This window comes from Nitrobacter hamburgensis X14 (genome assembly GCF_000013885.1).
GTDB classification, from domain to species: Bacteria; Pseudomonadota; Alphaproteobacteria; order Rhizobiales; family Xanthobacteraceae; genus Nitrobacter; species Nitrobacter hamburgensis.
In genome coordinates this window covers 56,534-76,291 of sequence record NC_007964.1, presented here as the reverse complement: position 1 = coordinate 76,291, position 19,758 = coordinate 56,534, and the positions used below count along the sequence as shown (strand labels likewise).

General features: G+C 65.9%; 13 protein-coding genes. 4 read left to right on the top strand and 9 right to left on the bottom strand.

What is annotated here, in order from left to right; genetic code table 11:
- Nucleotides 1–50 precede the first annotated feature (50 nt).
- The 4 genes from trpB to NHAM_RS00295 all read left to right on the top strand — a co-directional run bounded on the left by trpB (nt 51) and on the right by NHAM_RS00295 (nt 4,584).
- Nucleotides 51–1,295, top strand: coding sequence for a tryptophan synthase subunit beta (gene trpB / locus NHAM_RS00310; RefSeq protein WP_011508671.1), 1,245 nt, complete (start codon nt 51–53; stop codon nt 1,293–1,295).
- Nucleotides 1,292–2,128: a tryptophan synthase subunit alpha gene (gene trpA, locus NHAM_RS00305; protein WP_011508670.1), complete on the top strand. Its 837-nt coding sequence runs from the start codon at nt 1,292–1,294 to the stop codon at nt 2,126–2,128. Before trpB ends, trpA begins: the two co-directional genes overlap by 4 nt.
- A gap of 186 nt (nt 2,129–2,314) precedes the next feature.
- Nucleotides 2,315–3,259 (top strand): acetyl-CoA carboxylase, carboxyltransferase subunit beta, encoded by a 945-nt coding sequence (accD, locus tag NHAM_RS00300; RefSeq protein WP_011508669.1) that lies wholly within the window; start codon nt 2,315–2,317, stop codon nt 3,257–3,259.
- On the top strand, nt 3,256–4,584 hold the full coding sequence (locus tag NHAM_RS00295; RefSeq protein ID WP_011508668.1) for a bifunctional folylpolyglutamate synthase/dihydrofolate synthase: 1,329 nt from the start codon (nt 3,256–3,258) through the stop codon (nt 4,582–4,584). Before accD ends, NHAM_RS00295 begins: the two co-directional genes overlap by 4 nt.
- 243 nt (nt 4,585–4,827) lie before the next feature.
- Here NHAM_RS00295 and trxA read toward each other — a convergent pair whose 3' ends face one another.
- The 9 genes from trxA to coaBC all read right to left on the bottom strand — a co-directional run bounded on the left by trxA (nt 4,828) and on the right by coaBC (nt 19,701).
- Entirely contained in the window at nt 4,828–5,148 is a 321-nt protein-coding gene (gene trxA, locus NHAM_RS00290; protein WP_011508667.1) for a thioredoxin, read from the bottom strand.
- A 98-nt stretch (nt 5,149–5,246) separates the two neighbouring features.
- Nucleotides 5,247–8,738 carry a double-strand break repair helicase AddA gene (gene addA, locus NHAM_RS00285; RefSeq protein ID WP_041357512.1) on the bottom strand — a complete coding sequence of 1,164 codons (3,492 nt, stop codon included), beginning with the start codon at nt 8,736–8,738 and terminating at the stop codon, nt 5,247–5,249.
- On the bottom strand, nt 8,732–11,881 hold the full coding sequence (gene addB, locus NHAM_RS00280) for a double-strand break repair protein AddB (protein WP_011508665.1): 3,150 nt from the start codon (nt 11,879–11,881) through the stop codon (nt 8,732–8,734). Before addB ends, addA begins: the two co-directional genes overlap by 7 nt.
- A 98-nt stretch (nt 11,882–11,979) precedes the next feature.
- The gene (locus NHAM_RS00275) at nt 11,980–12,702 is read right to left on the bottom strand and encodes a nucleotidyltransferase family protein (RefSeq protein ID WP_011508664.1); all 723 of its coding nucleotides are present in this window, start codon (nt 12,700–12,702) and stop codon (nt 11,980–11,982) included.
- 266 nt (nt 12,703–12,968) lie between these two features.
- Nucleotides 12,969–13,289, bottom strand: a complete 321-nt coding sequence (locus tag NHAM_RS00270) for a PilZ domain-containing protein (protein WP_011508663.1) — start codon at nt 13,287–13,289, stop codon at nt 12,969–12,971.
- 99 nt (nt 13,290–13,388) lie between these two features.
- Nucleotides 13,389–14,912, bottom strand: coding sequence for a bifunctional tRNA (adenosine(37)-N6)-threonylcarbamoyltransferase complex ATPase subunit type 1 TsaE/phosphotransferase (locus tag NHAM_RS00265; RefSeq protein WP_011508662.1), 1,524 nt, complete (start codon nt 14,910–14,912; stop codon nt 13,389–13,391).
- Nucleotides 14,909–17,425 (bottom strand): PAS-domain containing protein, encoded by a 2,517-nt coding sequence (locus tag NHAM_RS00260; protein WP_011508661.1) that lies wholly within the window; start codon nt 17,423–17,425, stop codon nt 14,909–14,911. The genes NHAM_RS00265 and NHAM_RS00260 overlap by 4 nt, the downstream gene beginning before the upstream one ends.
- A 381-nt stretch (nt 17,426–17,806) precedes the next feature.
- Complete coding sequence (gene dut, locus NHAM_RS00255) at nt 17,807–18,265, bottom strand: dUTP diphosphatase (protein WP_011508660.1); 459 nt, start codon at nt 18,263–18,265, stop codon at nt 17,807–17,809.
- Entirely contained in the window at nt 18,262–19,701 is a 1,440-nt protein-coding gene (gene coaBC, locus NHAM_RS00250; protein ID WP_011508659.1) for a bifunctional phosphopantothenoylcysteine decarboxylase/phosphopantothenate--cysteine ligase CoaBC, read from the bottom strand. Before coaBC ends, dut begins: the two co-directional genes overlap by 4 nt.
- Nucleotides 19,702–19,758 lie beyond the last annotated feature (57 nt).

Sequence of the window (19,758 nt, the reverse complement as noted above, 5' to 3'; positions counted from 1 at the left end):
AAGCAAGACGTGGATGGCCGGAATAAATCCGGCCATGACGAAGGGTGACAATGAATTCTCTCCCCAATTCCTTCCGCTCCGGTCCCGATGCGCGCGGGCACTTCGGCATTTTCGGCGGCCGCTTCGTCGCGGAAACGCTGATGCCGCTGATCCTCGATCTGGAGAAGGCCTATACTGAGGCCAGGGCCGATGCCGCGTTCCAGCGCGACATGGCCGGCTATCGCAAGGACTACATCGGCCGTCCGTCGCCGCTGTATTTCGCCGAGCGTCTGACCGAGCATCTTCGGGACATCTCCGCGGCTTCCGGCCGCGCCGGCGGCGCGAAGGTCTACCTCAAGCGCGAAGAGCTCAATCACACCGGTTCGCACAAGGTCAACAATGTGCTCGGCCAGATTCTGGTGGCGCGGCGCATGGGCAAGAAGCGGATCATCGCCGAGACCGGTGCCGGCCAGCACGGCGTGGCGACCGCGACGCTATGCGCGCGCTTCGGTCTCGAATGCGTGGTCTACATGGGCGCGGTGGACGTGGCGCGGCAGGAGCCCAACGTCATCCGCATGGAAATGCTGGGCGCCAAAGTGGTGCCGGTGCAGTCCGGTACCCGCACGCTGAAGGATGCGATGAACGAGGCGCTGCGCGACTGGGTCACCAACGTGCATAACACCTTCTATTGCATCGGCACGGTGGCGGGGCCGCATCCCTATCCGATGATGGTGCGCGACTTCCAGTCGATCATCGGCGACGAGACGCGCGCACAGATGCAGGAGGCCGAGGGACGGCTGCCGGATTCGCTGATCGCCTGCATCGGCGGCGGCTCCAATGCGATGGGACTGTTCCATCCCTTCCTCGACGATTCCTCGGTGGAGATTTTCGGCGTCGAGGCGGCGGGCCACGGCCTCGACAAGCTGCACGCGGCCTCGCTCACCGGGGGGCGGCCCGGCGTGCTGCACGGCAACCGCACCTATCTTTTGATGAATGACGACGGCCAGATCCAGGACGCGCATTCGATTTCCGCAGGATTGGATTATCCCGGCATCGGGCCGGAACATTCATGGCTGCACGAAACCGGCCGCGTGACATATCTTTCCGCGACCGACGAGGAAGCGCTCAGCGCGTTTCAGTTGCTGTCGCGGCTGGAGGGCATCATCCCGGCGCTGGAATCGGCGCATGCGATCGCGCGCGTCGTCGAACTCGCGCCCGAACGGCCGAAGGATCACCTGATGGTGGTCAATCTCTCGGGCCGCGGCGACAAGGACGTGCCGCAGGTCGGCGATATCCTGAAGGGCAGAAGAAAGTGACCACCCGCATCGACACGCGTTTTGCCGAACTGAAAAAGCAGGGCCGTTCGGCCTTCGTTACCTTTCTGATGGGCGGCGACCCGGACCCCGCGACCTCGCTCGCCATCATCAAGGCGCTGCCGAAGGCCGGCGCCGACATCATTGAAATCGGAATGCCCTTCACCGATCCGATGGCGGACGGTCCGGCGGTCCAGGCCGCCGGCCGTCGCGCGCTCAATGCGGGCATGACCGTGACCAGGACGCTGCAGATGATCCACGACTTCCGCAAAGGCGAGGGTTCGACGCCGGTCGTGCTGATGGGCTATTACAACCCGATCTACATCTATGGCGTCGAGAAGTTTCTCACCGATGCGAAGGCTGCCGGCGTCGACGGCCTCATCGTCGTCGATCTGCCGCCGGAGGAAGACTCCGAGCTGTGCATCCCGGCGATGAAGGCCGGGCTGAACTTCATTCGCCTCGCGACACCGACCACCGACGACAAGCGGCTGCCGGCGGTGCTCGCGAATACGTCCGGCTTCGTTTACTACGTTTCCATCACCGGGATCACCGGCAGTGCGGCGGCGGATTCGACAGCCGTCGGCGCGGCCGTTGCCCGCATCAAGCGCCATACCACTTTGCCGGTTTGCGTCGGCTTCGGCATCCGCACCGCCGATGCCGCGCGCGGCATCGCCGAGCGCTCCGACGGCGCGGTGGTCGGCTCGGCGCTGGTCGACGCCCTCAGCGGCAGCCTCGACGCTGAGGGCAAGGCGACGGCCAAAACGGTTAACGCGGTCGCCGATCTCGCGGCGGCGCTGGCCGCGGGCGTACGGTCCGCCAGACAGGCAGCGGAATAGCCGGTTTCGACCCTCCGCCCCTTGCGGGAGAGGGAGCCGAGCCGCATCTATGCAGCGTCCCGAATTCGAAGTTCACCCGGGGTTGACGCTGATTCTGTAAGGGGTCGCTTCCTCGCCATAATCGCGATAGAAACCCTTCACCCGGTTCGGACCGTCGCTTGATGGTGCGACGTTACGGAGCAAAGCATGAACTGGTTGACCAACGTCGTCCGACCAAAAATCCGCAACATCCTCAAGCGGGAGACGCCGGAGAATCTCTGGATCAAGTGTCCGGATACCGGACAGCTCGTGTTCTACAAGGACGTCGAGAGCAACCAGTTCGTCATCCCCGGCTCCAACTATCACATGCGCATGAGCGCGGACGCGCGGTTGAGGTCGATCTTCGATAACGAGACTTGGTACGACGTCGCGTTGCCCGAGGTGACCGCCGATCCGCTGAAATTCCGCGACGAGCGCAAGTATGTCGACCGCATCAAGGATGCACGCACCAAGACCGGGCTCCATGATTCCGTGAAGGTCGGCTTCGGCAAGCTGGAAGGCGCCGGCGTCGTGGTCGCGGTGCAGGATTTCGACTTCATGGGAGGCTCGCTCGGAATGGCGGCGGGCGAGGCGATCGTGCGCGGCCTCGAACTCGCGGTCGAGAAGCAATGCCCGTTTATCGTGTTCGCGGCGTCCGGCGGCGCACGGATGCAGGAAGGCGTTCTATCGCTGATGCAACTGCCACGCACCACGGTCGCGGTGCAGATGCTGCGCGAGGCCGGCCAGCCCTACATCGTGGTGCTGACGAATCCGACCACCGGCGGCGTCACGGCGTCCTATGCGATGCTCGGTGACGTCCAGATCGCGGAACCCGGCGCGCTGATCGGCTTCGCCGGAGCGCGTGTCATCGAGCAGACCATCCGCGAAAAACTGCCGAACGGTTTTCAGCGCGCCGAATATCTCAGGGACCACGGCATGGTCGACATGGTGGTGCATCGTCACGATTTGCGGCCGACGCTGGCGCGGCTGTGCCGGCTGTTGACCAAGGCGCCGGAGATCGATGCGGCGCCGGAACCGTCGCCCGCCGCGGAGGAGCCGGCCGAGCCGATGCCCGCCCCGGAAGCGGCCGCGCCATCCGCGCCCCCCGCGTGAGCGCTGCTCTGCCCCAACAAACGCCGCTTGGCGACGTCGTCGCGCGGATCTCGAAGCTGCATCCGAAAAAGATCGATCTCACGCTCGATCGGATGTGGCGCATCCTCGGACAGCTCGATCACCCCGAACGCAGGCTGCCGCCGGTCATTCATGTCGCCGGCACTAACGGCAAGGGCTCGACGGTCGCGTACCTGCGCGCGATCCTCGAAGCGGCCGGCTTGCGCGTGCATGTCTTTACGTCGCCCTATCTGGTGCGGCTCAACGAATGCGTGCGGCTGGCTGGAACGCTGGTCGGCGACGACGACTTGCGCGACGCGCTGCTTGAATGCGAGCGCGTCAACGGCGGCGAGCCCCTCACCCAATTCGAGATCAAGACCGCGGCGGCTTTTCTGCTGTTTACGAAAATTCCCGCCGACGCGCTGCTGCTGGAGGTCGGCCTCGGCGGCCGGCTCGACAGCACCAACGTGGTCGAGACGCCGCTTGCGAGCGTCATCACGCCGATCGGCATCGACCACACCGAATTTCTCGGCGACACGCTGGCGCAGATTGCCGGCGAGAAGGCCGGCATCATCAAGCGCGGCGTGCCCGTGATCTCTGCGGAGCAAATGCCGGAGGCGCAGGCCGTGATCGAGCAGCGGGCGAAGCAGATGCGCGGCCCTCTGCACGCAGCCGGCCAGGACTGGCATGTCAGTGTGGAGCACGGGCGGCTGGTCTATCAGGATGAGCGCGGCCTGCTCGACCTCGCCGCGCCGCGGCTGTTCGGGCGGCATCAGTTCGACAACGCCGGTCTCGCGATTGCGACGCTGCGGGCGCAGGACCGCTTCAGCATCGACACCGCGGCGTTCGAGCGCGGCGTCACTGGCGCCGAATGGCCGGCGCGGATGCAGCGGCTGACGTCAGGCCGGCTGGTGGATCAGGCGCCACGCGACGCCGAACTCTGGCTCGACGGCGGGCACAATGTCGACGGTGGTCGGGTGGCGGCGGCGGCGCTCGGCGACCTCGAGGAGCGGGTGTCGCGGCCGCTGGTGGTGATAGCAGGCATGATGGGCAACAAGGATGCGAAGGGCTTTCTCGCCAACTTCACCGGCCTGACACGCCACGTCATCGCCGTGCCGATTCCGGATATGGAGAACGCGATGCCGCCGGACGTGCTGGCGGATGCGGTGCGCGCGCTCGACATGCGCGCCGAAACCGCGGCGGACGTCAAGGCCGCGCTGCAATCGCTGGCACGGCTCGCCTATGAAATCCCGCCGCGCATCCTGATCGCAGGATCGCTGTATCTCGCCGGGCACGTGCTGGCGGAGAACGGGACGCAGCCGAGCTAAAGTTTATTGAATTCAGGTTGGATCGAACCCACCGTCATTGCGAGTTCGCGACAAATTGGCTTTTGCCAATTTTGCGCTGAGCGAAGCAATCCAGGAAACAGTAAGAGCTGGATTGCTTCGTCGCTTGCGCTCCTCGCAATGACGCCGATAAAACACCCTCTCCCACAAGGGAGAAAGAAAGCAGGCGCAAATAAAAACGGCCGGCGATGAGCCGGCCGTTTGCTGAATTCCAATGCCGCGAAATCAGACCGTGGCGGTGATCCACTGCTCCAGTTTCTGCTTCGGCGCGGCGCCGACCTGACGCGAGGCCAGTTCGCCGCCCTTGAAGATCATCAGGGTGGGAATCGACATCACGCCGTATTTCGAGGCCGTCCGCGGGCTCTCGTCGACGTTCAGCTTCACGATCTTGACCTTGTCGCCCATCGCGCCGGAAATCTCGTCCAGCACCGGACCGATCATGCGGCAGGGGCCGCACCACTCGGCCCAGAAATCGACCACGACCGGGCCAGTCGCCTTGAGCACTTCCGCTTCGAAATTGGCGTCCGAAACCTTGCCAACAGCCATGGAATACCTCGTTGCCTTGATGAGATCGCGCACTGCAAAAGAATGCGCCTGAAACTATCTGCCAAGTTAAGAATGCGACCTTGCCGGGTCAAGGTTTCTCACATCGAGATGATCGCTTCCAGCCCGGCATCGAGCGCTAGGGCCGAAATCTCCATCATTTCAGGCGTCTCGGTCCAGAGCAGCGCCGCTTTGACCGGTAATTCCGGGTACAGCCTGGCCAGCACCGCGCGATAGAGCGCGAGCTGTCGGACATAGGCCGGCGGTGCGTCGGCGGGGTTTCGGGGCGGGGCATGGTTGGTCTTGAAATCCACGATCAGAACCGCTTCCCGCGTTACCACGAGCCGGTCGATCTGGCCGGACACCAGCACGGGATCGCCCCGTCGCGTCGTCAGCCGTCCTGCAATCGCCACCTCGGCCCGGCTGCCGTCCGTGAACACCGGCGCGAATTGGGAGTCGCCGATCAACGCCAGCACCTGCGCCGCCAGTGCGTCGCGCTCGGCCTCGCTCCAGTCGCGCGCATTGCGCCCGAGATAGGCCAGCGCGGTGTCCCCGCGGCGATCGACCGGCACATCAGGCAGCGATTGCAGCAGGCGGTGCACCAGCGTGCCGCGCAACAGCGCGCGGCGGCGCTGGTCCGGGGACTCGCCGGGCCAGATGCGGTGATGCGCGTTGTCATCTGCATCCGATGGCCGCAGCGATGGCCCGGCGGGCGCTTCCGGCGCGGCCATGCTGTGCAGCCACGGCGGCAGCGCGATCGGTGCGGCGGCAACCGGCGTTGCGGGACCGGCGGCATCCGGTTCGGTTTCCCCCGGCCGCGTGAAACGCTTGACCGTGCCGGCGGCGGTCTCGATCTCCCGCATCGCGAGGCCGGATTTGCCAAGGCCCTTGTCGATCAGGTCGTACCATGCGTGCTCGCGCACGTCCTTGCGGTTGCCGGGTTTGCAGCCGCCGACGATCAGGCGGTCCGCCGCCCGCGTCATCGCCACGTAAAGCAGGCGGCGATATTCGTGTTCGGTCTCGGCGATCATGGCCGCGCGGGCGTTCACCACGTCAGGCGGATCTTCAGCCTTTCTGCCGGCCCAGACCGTGACGCCTGCTGCATGGGCGGGCGCGTTGCCGCGCGACATACGGATCAGGTTGAGGCGCTCGGTATCGGCCGGCGACGTCACGGTATCGGCGAGAAACACCACGGAGGCCTCGAGCCCCTTGGCGCCGTGCACCGTCATCACCCGCACCTCGTCGCGCGAAATCTCCATGTCGCGCTTCACGTCCGTGTCGGCGGCGCGCAGCCACGCCATGAACCCCTGCTGGGATGCCGGCGCCTTGCGCTCGTAAGTCAGCGCCAGTTCGAGGAATTCGTCGAGCGCGTCGTTGGCCTCGTGGCCGAGCCGGCGCAGGATTCGCCGCCGCCCGCCATCTCCGCCCAGCAGCCACGCATAGAACGCGAACGGCGATTCGTGTGCGGCGCGGGTTTCGCACATCTTCAGGCGCTCGAATGCGTCGCGGAATTTGTCGTTGGCCGTCGCGTGATCCGCGAGTGCGTCGCGCAGCGAGCCCTTGCGATTGTGTGCGATGGCAAACAGGTCGTCGTCGTCAAGGCCGAACAGCGGACTCTTCAGCGCCACCGCCAGCGCCAGATCGTCCCGCGGCAACAGCAGCGCGTCGGCGAGGTTCATCAGATCGATGATCGCGATGTGCTCGGTCAGCTTGAGGCGGTCGGCGCCGGCGACGGGAATGCCGGATTGCTTCAGCGCCTGGATGATGGCGTCGAACGCGTTGCCGCGCCGCCGCACCAGCACCAGAATGTCGCCATAGCGGAGCGGGCGGCGGTCACCCAGATGCCCCGTCATGGTGCCCTGCGCGATCAGCGTCTTGACCTCGTTGCGGATGCGGCGGGCGAGCTTGACCTCGGAGCTGGTTGCGGAGACCGCATCGAACGGCGCGCGCCAGCCCTCGATCTGCTGTCGCGCATCTCGCTCTTCCAGACTCCAGAGATCGACCACGCCCGGTGCTGCGTCCGCCAGCGATTCATGCACCGGATGGGCGCCGACCGCATGGATGCTGGTATAGATCGCGGCATCGCGGAACACGTAATCGACGGACTCCAGGATCGTCTTCCCCGAGCGGAACGAGTAGATGAAATCCTCCTTGCGAAACGGAAGTTCGGCGTCCCTGAATTTCCGCTCCAGCTTGCTTCGCCGTTCGTCGAACTCGCGCGGGGCCGCGCCCTGGAACGAGAAGATCGACTGCTTCTCGTCGCCGACCGCGAACACCGTCCGCCTGACGCCCTCGCGCGCCCCTTCCCCGGTGGTGAAGTCCGCGATGATGCGCTCGACGATGTCCCATTGCTTCGGGCTGGTATCCTGCGCCTCGTCGATCAGCACATGGTCGACGCCGCGGTCGAGCTTGTAATGCACCCAACCGGGCGAGGTCTGGTCCAGCATCGCCAGCGTCTTATCGATCAGGTCGTCGTAATCGAGCAGGCCGCGCTCCTGCTTCTCGCGCCGGTAGTTGGCGGCGACCGCGGTTGCGATGACGAGAAGGGATTGCGTGCGGTCGCGGATGGTCAGCGCGCGGCGGCGTTCGAGCAGCGCGATCACACGCTGGCTCTCCCGGTCGAGCATCGCGGCGATGTCGGGTCTGACATCGCTGATCTTCTTGGTGACGAAGGATTTGCGCAAGACGGAATCGCCGGTCAGGAAGACATCGAGATAGCGATCGGCTTGCGCCGCCTCGCCGATCATGGCGTGCGCCTCGCGCAAGCGTCTGGCCTGCTCGATGTCGGATTTGTTGCCTGTTTCCAGAATCGCGGCGAGCGCTTCCCATTCAGATATTGGCAGGTTCGGCCCGTCGACGATCTCGCGTTCGACATCCTCGACGCGCTCGGCGGGATCGACGTCGAGCGCGTCGGCCACATCGCTGATCGCCTGCTCGATGCCGCGATCCTCGGTCCAGGCCATGAAGTGATCGCGGCTGAGACAGGCCTGGTTGACCACGTCACGCAGCGTCGTGTCGGCGGCCGCGCCCATGGCGTATTGCAGCGCGCGGCCGGCGGGGCTGTCGGGATTCTGCGATGCATCGAGCATGACACTGATGCTCGCGCGCTCCATCATCCCGGTCTGGTCGCGCTCGTCGAGCACGCTGAAACGCGCCGGCACCCGCGCCTCGAACGGAAACTGCTGCAACAGCCGCGTGCAGAGTGCGTGGATGGTCTGCACCTTCAGCCCGCCCGGCGTTTCCAGTGCTGCCGCGAACAGTTTGCGCGCGCGCTGGCGCGACCAGGCATCGGGCTGCGCGATACCGGTGTCGCGCAGCGCCGCGTTCAGGGCTTCATCGTCGAGCGTGACCCAGTGTCCCAGCGTCGAGAACACCCGCTCCGACATGTTGGCGGCGGCGGCCTTGGTGAAGGTGATGCAGAGGATGCGCGCCGGATCAACGCCATTGAGCAGCAGGCGGATCACGCGTTGCACCAGCACATGGGTCTTGCCCGATCCGGCATTGGCCGAGACGAAAACCGACGTCGCCGGGTCGGACGCGCGCTGCTGACGCGCGCTGGCGTCGGGATGAACGGGGCGAGGCGCTTTCACCATTCCTCGATTCCCAACCCGCCCGCCGCCGACCATTCCTTGATTCGGGCGAGATCGTCGTAAGCGCCGTAGCGCGTCTTCCACATCGGCAGGTCCAGCGATGGATAGCCCTGCTGCTCGTTGTCGAAAGCGCGGATCAGGGCGTTGAGTTCTTCAAGGGCGCGATCGGCGGCCTGATCCGGCGATTGCATGTCGGTCTTGCCATTGTCGAGATTGACTTGCAGCGGCTCGCCGGGCGGGTTGTTGCCGCTGAGCCGGACATAGACCAGTTCGCTGACCGACGCGCCGGCCGGGATGCCCTCGAAGCCGCCTTCGCGCAGGATCGCGGATTCCAGCGTGAGCTGCGGGGACAGCCCGAGCCGCACCTGCTTGCTGCTCGGCGGGCTGCCGGTCTTGTAGTCGAGGATAGTAAAGCGGCCGTCGCCGAGATGCTCGATGCGATCGGCGCGCGCCGACAAATGGAATGTGCGATCGCTTGCGACAGGAATCGAAATCTCGCCGCGGATCTCGGCATCGATTGTCTCAAGTTGTGGCCGGCGCGACTGTTCCCATTCCGCGAACCACGCCGCGATGCGTTGAAAGCGCGGCCACCACAGCGCGCGCGCTTCGGGCCGCTGCATCAGCGGCGCGAAACGGCTCTCGCCGATGGCGCGCAACACGTCCGCGGGGTTCTCCGGCAAGGCTGCTGGATATTGTTTGGTGAAATCGCCGAGCGAATTGTGGATCGCAGAGCCGCGATCGGCCGCCGACAGCGGCATATCGACGGCCTCTAACGGCAAGAGCTTCAGAATGTGTTTGGCATAGATGGTGTAGGGGTCGCGCAGCCAGTCCTCGATCGCGGTCACCGACAATCGCGTCGGCCGCGCCGCGCGCGGTGGTTTTGGCTCGGGCTGGGCGACGGGGGTGACCTGCTCCGGCCGGTCGATCGCTTCGGCGTATTGAACGTAGCGCGTGCCGGCTTGCAGCGCGGTTGCCCAGCGTTCCGGGCCGGCGACGGCTTTGAGCCGGTGCAGGAAGCGCGAGGCCACCGCCGGCGAACCGCCGGCCTTGGCGGCATGACTGAGGATGACATCATCGGCGCCGAGCAGTTGCGCGAAGTCGTGCGCGGAAAGACCGATGCGTCGCTCCGGAAGATCGAGCCCGAGTTCGTGCCGCATCGGGCGGCTGAGCCAGGGATCGCTTGGCGGCGCGGGCGGCCAGACGCTTTCATTGAGCCCGCCGAGGATGACGCGGTCGCATTGGGTGAGACGCGCTTCGAGCGGACCGTAGATCCTCAAGCTTGCCGCTGTAGCCTGCGGCCGGCGCACGATGCGGTCGCCGAACGCGGTCTCGAACACCTCGGGATAGTCGGCGATCTTGACTGTCAGACCGCTGCGCTCGCCCGCCTTGCGCAAATCATCGAACGCGGCGGCGAGCGCAAGGCCGTGCTGACCCTCGAAGGCGGCGGCAACACCTTGGTCGTCGCGCGACAGCACGTCGATCGCCTCGCGATGCTGTGCGGCGAAAGCGGTGAAGTCCGCCGACCTCGATGCGCCGTCGCCTTCGAGCGGCGCGAGCGCGTCCCGCAAGGCCGCGATCAACGCGCGAGATTCGTCAAGCCGATGGAGTTTCAGCGCTGCGCGGGGCTCGGTGCGATGCAGCGACGAACTCTCGCCGCGATCGAGCTTGTCCAGTTCGCCGCAAAATCGCGCGAACTCGTCGGCCAAACCCTTGCTGCCCGGCGGCGGCCGGGTGCCGCGCAGGATCGCAAGCTCCAGCGTCGCGACGGCGCGCGACCATCCGCCGGCCACCCGGCCGAGCCGGCACAGCGGATGCTTCAGCAAGGCCAACAGCGTCGGCGGCTCCAGGCCGTTGCAGGCCGTGCCTGCGACGAGCCGCGCGAATATTCCCGCAGGCGTGTCCATCAGCGCGTCGCCGCCGGAATCGTCGAACGCCAGATTCCAGCGGCCGAGCGCGGCCATCACCCGCCGCGCCAGCGCCCGGTCGAAGGTCACCAGCGCCGCCGTCTTGTTCAGTTCGCGCGCCTCGCGCATGGCGGCGGCGATGCTGAGCGCTTCCACTTCCGGATTGGCGGCGGCGATCACCGCGAGGTTCTTCATGCCGGCGGCGATTTTCTCCGCGACCTCGGGCTCGGCAAGCCGCGTGTGCCACCGCGCCGTCGCCTCGGATGGCCGCATCGCCTCCGACGTCAGCATCTCGCGCCCGTATGGCGCGGGAACGCCGAGCGTTTCCACGTCGCGGCGCGCGATGCCGAAGCGCCTGAGCAGTCCATGCAGCGCGAACTGCGGATGGCCGGCGGCGGGCGGCGCGGTGAATGCGCCGTTGCCGTCCCTCATGCCGCCGATCAGTTGCCACGCCTCGTCATCGAGGTCGGTGTCAAGCCCCGGCAACACCACCGCGCCGTGCGGCAGCCTGGCGATGACATGCAGCAGTTTCGCGGTCGACGGCATCGAACCGGTGGAGCCGGCCGCGATCACCGGCCCGCCATGATGGGCGGCGAGACGCGCGGCTTCGGCATCGATCAGGCGGTCGCGCCGCACCGCCGGTTCGATCCGGCCGGCTTCCTCAAGATGAGCCGGCCAGTAGTCCCGGGCGATCTTCAGGAAATCGAGCGTGAGCTGCCAGTATTTGTCGAGCGCGTCGGGCACCAGGGCGTCGAGCGCGCGCCAGTCCACGCCGCGCGTGGCCATGTCGTCCATCAGCCGCGCGAGGTCGTCGGCAAGCGCCAGCGTCGAGGCCGGGCCGCCGAGGACGAGTGGCGCCTGCGCCGGGTCGCCGGGCTTCAACTGCCTCGCCCATGCTTCGATGAGCTGCGCGAGCGCAAGGCGGCGTGCCAGCCCGTCGAGCGCCGGAGGCAGTTGCAACGCCTCCGCCGACGAAGCCGCTTGTGCAAAGGCCAGTTCATCCTCGTCGATATCGCCAAGCGCGACGATGCGCGGCAGGATCACGGCATCGACATTCAGCACATCGAGGAAGATGTCGCGCGCCATGCGGCCGGCGCGGCGGGTTGGCAGATAGAGCGTGGCCTCGGCGAGCCGCTCGGGCTGCGCGCGCGGGCGAAACCCCTCGATCAGTGCGCCGTCGACCAGTGCGGTGATGACGGTGCGCAGAAACGGCACTGACGTGGGGACGTTGCGGACGCGCATGAAAGACCCTGATTCGAGATCAGGCATATCATGCACGAGCAGGCATGGGCAGCGATCGGCTGCAAGTTCGGCTGCAAGGCTTCGCCGGAAGACAGATGTCAGGCGACGCTGACGAGGACCGCTTGCTCGGCGGCCTGGACGGCATCGGGGGTTCCGACATGCATCCAGACGCCGTCGAGTCGCAGCCCGAACAGGCGCTCCCGTTCGTTGGCGCGATCGAACATTGTCGTCAGCGAAAACTCGCCGCTGGGTGCGCCGGCGAACAGCGCGGGCGACATGATGGCGGCGCCGGCATAGACGAACGGCACCACCTGATTCTCTTTCCGCCTGCGCAACGCGCCGTCGGGGAGCATAGCGTAGTCACCGCTGCCGCCATAGCCGATGCTGCTCGCCGTCGGCGCCATCAGCAGCAGGATGTCCATGCGCGCGGGATCGAAAGCCTCGGTCATCCGCGTCAGATTGGGACGCGCGCCGTCGATCCACATGGTGTCGGCATTGAGATGGAAGAACGGCGCGTCGCCGAGCAGCGGCAGCGCCTTCACCACGGCGCCGCCGGTACCCAGCACCTCATCGCGCTCGTCGGAAATGATGACCCGTGGCCGGCTGCGGCGCGCCACGTGATCGATGATCTGATCCGGCAGATAGCGTACGTTGACGACCGCTTCACTGATGCCCGCATCCGCCAGCCTGTCGAGCACGTGATCGAGCAGCGGCTTGCCGGCCACGGGCACCATCGGCTTCGGCATCCGCTCCGTCAGCGGCCGCATCCGCAGGCCGAGGCCCGCGGCGAGCACCATGGCTTTGGTCGGGGTGACGGGCATCGTCGTCCTCATAGCGTTTTCCAGCGAAGCATGTCCTCGGGCTTGACCCGAGGATGGAATCCGGTTCGCGTGAAGAAAACGCGTCAGATCAAAATCATAGAGCCTCGCTTCTGATTCCATCAGAAGCGAAAAGGCTCTAGCAGTCCGCGCTTCTGGTCGGTTCAGTGAATCATATCACGACACGGGCGAATCGCATCGATCGCTCAGGCGATAGCCGCCCGGCATGACAGACTCGTGACATGAAGATGGCGTAACGGCGGTGCGGATCAGGCGTCCGCGGTGGCGTCGTTGCGCCGGCCGGTCTTTTTCTTCTTGTCGTTCTGCTTCAGGAAATTGACGCCGACCTGATCGCCATTGACCCAGGCCAGCTCGCAGCGGCGATAGGCGAGGCCCGTGGATGACAGTAGCAGGAAGAATTCCTTCAGATGCAGGCCTTCGATGGAACCTTCGACGGTCAGCTTGGCGCCGGTTTCCGATACATCCTCCATGGTGCAGTTGCGGCGCCAGGTGCCGTCGATGCCCATCATGTGCGCGCCGTATCCGCGCTCGAAGGTGACGCGTTCGCCCTTGCGTCGTTCCGCACCCATGATTCGCTCCGTCTTGGAAGACTGTGCCGCGGACCCACGGATAGATCCAATGCCTGGAGGCTACGGCGCGATTTCTAACAAGCCGTAAAATAAAACGGTTCAGTCCGACGGAGGTGGAACGTGAGCCTGATGCCAGGCCCTGATCGCTGACAATGCGGGGTGGGCCAGCGAGCGGGTAAGATAGGTCCAGATCCGGGGTTGATGACGCAGATAATGCGGCTTGCCGTCGCGACGGTTGAGCCGCGCGAACGTGCCCAGCAGCCGCGTGTTGCGCTGCGCCGACATGATGGCGTAAAGCTCGGCAAAGCCGGCGGGGTCGAACGGCTGGCCCGATCCCAGCCGCGCCTTCATGTAGCGGGTCAAAAGGGCGAGTTCGAGCGATTCCGGCACGTCCACCCGCGCGTCCTGCAAAAGCGAGACCAGATCGTAGGCTGCGGGACCGAGCACGGTATCCTGAAAGTCGATGACGCCGACCTTTCCGGTGTCGCGCCGCTGCTCCAGCCAGATCAGGTTGGGCGAATGGAAATCGCGCAACACCCAGGTTTTGGGCGCCGCGGCTAGTTTCGCCAGCAAAACGCGCCACATCGCCATGAATTCCGCGCGCAGATCGTCGCTCGGCTCAACGCCGCGGTCGGTCAGATACCAGTCCAGCATCAGGCCCACCTCGACCAGCATCGCCTCGGTGTCGAACACCGGAATGGTGTAGGGGATATGCGGCGCGACGGGGAGGATTTCGGGCAACGTCCGGCAATGCAATGCCGCCAGCATGTCGGTGGCGACCTGGTAGCGCTCGGCGATCGGCGCCGGCGGCGTGCCTTCGACGAAGCCCGCACTGCCGAAATCTTCGGTGATCAGGAATCCCGACTCCAGATCGGCATGATGGATCGCCGGCGCGGAAAAGCCGTGGTCGCGCAAGCCGCGCGCGATGGCGACGAAGGGCTTCACGTCTTCGGCGAGGTGAACTGCGGCGCTGTAGGACTTGCCGTCGTGGATCGCGGGTCCGTCGGGCCGCCTCGGCGCGTTCATCAGGATGAAGCGGCCGTCGCTGCGGATCAACCGGGCATAGGAGCGCGTCGAGGCATCGCCCGCCATGTGCTGCCGTGTGGCGTCGAGATATCCGGCGTCGTCGAGAAACCGCCGCAGCGCCGCCAGCCGCGCGACCTGCGCCGCGGCGTTGCCGTAGCCGGTGATTTCGGCGGCGCGCGCAGCCGATCCGAGCGCCGGGCGGTGGCTGATGGCGATGTCGATGCGATCAGTGGGCAAGGCGCCGGCGGCGCGCTCCGGCCATTCGATCAGCACCACCGTGGCGTCGGGCAGCGGCGCAAGGCCGATCTCCTCGAGTTCGCCGGGGCCATTGATGCGATAGAGATCGGCATGGAGCAGCGGATAGCACGGCAGATCGTAATGCTGCGCCAGCGTGAAGGTCGGGCTCGGCACCTCGACCGTGTCGTCGCCGGCAAGATAGCGGATCATGGCGCGGGCGGCGGCGGTCTTGCCCGCGCCGAGATCGCCCGACAGCGTGATGACGTCGCCGGGGCCGATCAGCAGTGCGAGGTCGGCCATCAGGTGCGCGGTCGCGGTCTCGTTGGCGAGCGCGGTTGCGAATGTCGACGGCCCGGTCATTCCGCGGCGTTGCGATGCGCGGTCTGGTCGAGCGGAAAGTCGCAGACGACCCTGGTGCCGCGCTTGACGGTCGGGTCGAAATGCACGCGCCCGCCATGGAGTTCCACAAAGGAGCGCACCAGCGACAGGCCGAGGCCCGCGCCGCGATGTCGCGAGCCGTTGGCGCGGCTCTCGAACCAGTCGAATACCTTGTCCTTGACCTCAGGCGGAATGCCGGGGCCGTCGTCCGTGACGGCAAAGCTGACGCTGTGCGCGGTGCGCCGGGCGCTCACCGCGATCACGGCGCCCTGCGGCGAGAAGCCGGCGGCGTTGGCAAGCAGGTTATAGAGGACCTGAATGATACGGCGCTCGTCGCCGATGAAGTTGCCGATGTCCGGATCGACATCGACCTCCAGGACGATTCGCTCGCGGGTCAGGCGGTCCTGAATGCCCTCCGTTGCCGCCGCGATGGTTTTGCGGACATCGACCGGCCCGAGCTCGAGCGTCATCGCGCCGGCGTCGATGGTGGCGAGGTCGAGAATATTGTTGGTCAGCGCCAGCAGCGCGTCGGTCGACGAGGTAATGTAGTCGATATACTGGGCCTGCTTTTCGGTGAGCGGCCCGGTGCCGGGATCGTTCATGAGGTGCGCGAAGCCGATGATGGTGGTCAAAGGCGAACGCAGCTCGTACGAGACGTGATGGACGAAATCGACCTTCATCTGGTCGGCGGTCTCGAGCGCATCGTTGCGCTCGCGCAGCGCGCGTTCCACATTCTCGCTGTCGGTGATGTCGTGGAACGTCAGCATGGTGGCGCCGTCGGGCAGCGGCATGGTCATGCAGTCCAGCACGCTGCCGTCCTTGCGCTCGAGCTTGAGCCGCACCGCGCTTCGATTGTCGATGCCGGTGACGGCGTTGCGGATCGTCTGCCACGCGTCGTCGTCGTCGAATAGCGGCTTGCACCAGCCCTCGACGGTATCGATATGCGGCTGCTGCGAGAGCGCCTCGGGCGAAAGCTTCCACATCCGGGCGAAGGCCGGGTTGAAAAGCTGCGCGCGGCCGTTGCTGCCGAACACCGCGACGGCTTCGGTCAGGCTGTCCAGGGTCTCGCGTTGCACGGTGATGAGTCGGTCGTAACGCCGCGCAAGCTCGAGACTTTCCGTGACATCGTCGAACAGATAGGTGACGCCGCCTTCGGGGTTCGGCGTTGTGACGATGCTGAGCGCGCGTCCGTCCGGCAGATACCAGACGTCCTTGGCGGCTTCGTTGGCGCGATAGGCTTCGTGCAGGCGGGCCTTCCAGGCGCGGAAGTCCGGCTGCTCCGGCAATTTGCGCGCGGCGCGCAGCCGATCGAGCACGCTGGAATCGTTGGGATTGCCGTCGAGAAAGGCGCGGTCGAGGTCCCACAGCCGGCGATAGGAATCGTTGTAGAACGCAAGCCGCCGCTGGCCGTCGAACACGGCGACACCGGATGACAACTGGTCGAGGGTACGGCGATGCGCGTCCGCCATCCGCTCCAGTGCCTGGCTCAGCGCCGCGGTCTCGCTGGCGTCGAGCGCGATGCCGGCGCTTCCGCCTGCAGCCCGGAGCGCGTGAACGTCATACATCCGTCGCTCGCCGCCGATCACGACCGGCAATCGCGCGGCAAAGGCGGCATGGTCGTTCAGCGCCCGCGCCATCGCGATGCGGTCGTCGCTGTCGAGCAGTTCGAGATTGCGCTGGATTGCATCGGTGGCGCTCGCAGCTTCCGTGGCGCGCGCATAGGCGGCATTGGCGAAATTGAGGTTGCCGTCTTCGCCGCGGGCCCAGAGCGGCCATGGCGCCGCGGCTGCGAAGGCCCGCAGCATCCCGGTTTCTGCCAGCAGGCTGTTGTGGCGCAGCGTCGTCTCGGCGAGGTCGCGCCGCAATCCGCCGAGGTCGCGGATACGCACGATGGCCTGGCCGCCGATGGCGCGGCCCATGGCTTCCACGGTCCGCCCCGCCGACGTGACCAGATTGAGCAGAAAACCTTCCCCGGCGTTACGCAGCGCATCGACCGCATGATCCATCTGCAACGCCGGTTCGGGTGGCAGCCAGGTGCCGAACGCAAGAATCCGCAAAGGCGGTTTTGCATCCTGCGGCAACAGCAGCGCGATGTCGCCGCTGATTTGGGGGCGGTCCTCGCCCGCACCCCAGGAAATCAAAACCTGCGGTTCTGCGAACAATAGCGCGCGAAAGCGGTCGGCGTCCGATTGAAGTTCGCGGATTTCGGTGCGCAGCCGCTGTTCGTTCGCGGCGGCGCGGATGCGCGTGCGCATCAGGAGGATAGCGGCGACCACCGAGAAACCGAGCACGCCCAGCGCCAGCGCCAGCGCAGTCAGATCCGGCCTGCTGAGATTCGTGAAGGTCTGGATCAGCCGCTCGGACAAGCCCGGTTCCGTGGCCCATGCGGGCGATATGTCGACGAGGCATGCCGCGCCAGCACCGGCGATGCCGCCCGGCACCAGCGAAGTGCATGACAGCAAGGTCCGACGCATCACCGCGACTACGTCCGACATGTTTGCCCCAAAACCGCACGACGATATACGACCGGGAAAAATGCTCGCCGTTCGCGAATCGACCAACATTATGCTTAACCGGACTCGAGGGGTAAGAGTCCAGACCGTGAACGGGAATTCGGCGATGGAAAAATGCGTGGCCGCGACATTTCCGAAACGATTTTCGTAAAAGTTGCGACAAATGAGCCCAAAGGGTTTCACGCTTGGGCGGAAACATCATCCCGATTATCCGTCATCGCCGGGCTTGACCTGGCAATCCATCATCTCTGAAAGAAGATGGATACGCGGGTCATAGGCGAACGGAAGCAACGCCGTTCTTCGGACGGCTATGCCGCGGATGGCGCCGGATATCGTGTTGATTCAGCGTAATCGAGAACGGCTTTAGCGCCCGGTCGAGCCGAATCCGCCGCTGCCGCGTGAAGTGGCCGACAGCGATACCGCGCGCGCGAGTTCCACGCGCGTCACCGGCGCCACGATCATCTGCGCGATGCGCTCGCCGCGCCGGATCGTGAACGGCGCATTGCCGAGGTTGACGAGGAGCACGTTGATCTCGCCCCGATAGTCGGCGTCCACGGTGCCGGGCGAATTCAGCACGGTGACGCCGTGCTTGGCGGCGAGGCCGGAGCGCGGCCGCACCTGCGCCTCGAACCCATCGGGCAATGCGATGATCAGCCCGGTCGGGACCATCGCGTATTGTCCGGCTGCGAGAACCAGCGGCGTCTGTTCTGGAACTGCGGCCATGAGGTCGAGACCGGCGGCCTGGCTGCTGTGGTAGGCCGGCAGCGGAAGACCCTCGGCGTGAGGCAGTTGCTGGGCGTCGATTCTGATCGCACCGCTCATGTCGGCTGATCCGTCACGGTCGAGACGATGCGTTCGATCAGCATTGCGGCAACATCTTCCTTGGTCATGACGGGAAAGGACTCGGCCTTGATCTCGTCGCCGACCCCGTCACGCGTCAGCAAATGCACCGTGTTGCGATCGCCGCCCATCACGCCGGTCCCGGGCGAGACGTCGTTGGCGACCATCCAGTCGCAGCCCTTGCGCGCGAATTTTGCCCTGGCGTTGTCGATGAGATGCTCGGTTTCGGCGGCGAAACCGATAACGAGAGGCGGACGCGTGTCGCGCAGCTTCGAGATCGTTGCCAGAATGTCGGGGTTCTCGACCAGTTGCAGCGGCGGCATCCCGGCCGCGGTCTTCTTCAGTTTCTGCGCGCCTTCGTGGGCGACCCGCCAGTCGGCGACCGCGGCCGTGAAGATCGCGATGTCGGCGGGCAGTGCCGCTTCGACCGCCGCCAGCATCTCTCGCGCCGATTCGACGTGCGCCACCGTGACGCCTGCGGGATCGTCGAGATCGACCGGCCCCGAAATCAGCGTCACCTCGGCCCCGGCCGCCTGCGCCGCCGCAGCAATGGCAAACCCCTGCTTGCCGGAAGAACGGTTGGCGATATAGCGCACCGGATCGATCGGCTCGCGGGTTGGACCGGCCGTGACCAGCACACGCTTGCCCTCGAGCGGTTGCGGTCGCGCGGGTCCGAGAATCCGCGCGGCCGCTGTCGCGATCTCCGTCGGCTCGGCCATGCGGCCGACGCCGGCCTCGCCGGCTTCCGCCATCTTGCCGGCATTGGGGCCGATCATCGCGACGCCGTCGCGCGCGAGCTGCGCCACGTTGCGGCGTGTCGCCGGGTTGTTCCACATCAGCGGGTTCATCGCCGGCGCCAGCAGGATCGGCTTGTCGGCGGCGAGCAGGATCGCGGTGGCGAGATCGGAGGCCAACCCGTGCGCCATCTTTGCCATCAGGTCGGCGGTGGCGGGCGCCACCACGATCAGGTCGCAGTCGCGCGCGAGCCGGATATGGCCGGCATCGAATTCGCTGCCGGGATCGAACAGGTCGGTGTAGGCGTGGGTGCCGGCCAGCGCGCCGGCGCTCAGCGGGGTGACGAATTGCTGCGCAGCATTCGTCATGACGCACCGCACAATAAAGCCGCGCTCCTTCAGCCGCCGGATCAGATCGAGCGCCTTGTAGGCGGCAATACCGCCGCCGATGATCAGCGTTATGTTACGCAAGCCATTGGACTGATGGAATGAATTTCGGCCGGCTGGGATTGCTGCATTGCGGGCGGCGCGATTGCCCGTGGCGACGGTCGAGGACGTGACGGTTGCCGCCTCCCTCAGGATAACGCGGACCTCATCCTCGACCGAACGGCCGTTGCGGGCGGCGCGCAGTCGCAGCTCGGCCTTGATGGCGTCGTCGAGTTTGCGGACGGTGAGACTGGCCATGATTCTTTCGATATCACATTCGATAGCATCGATATCATCATATTGATTGCATCGCGA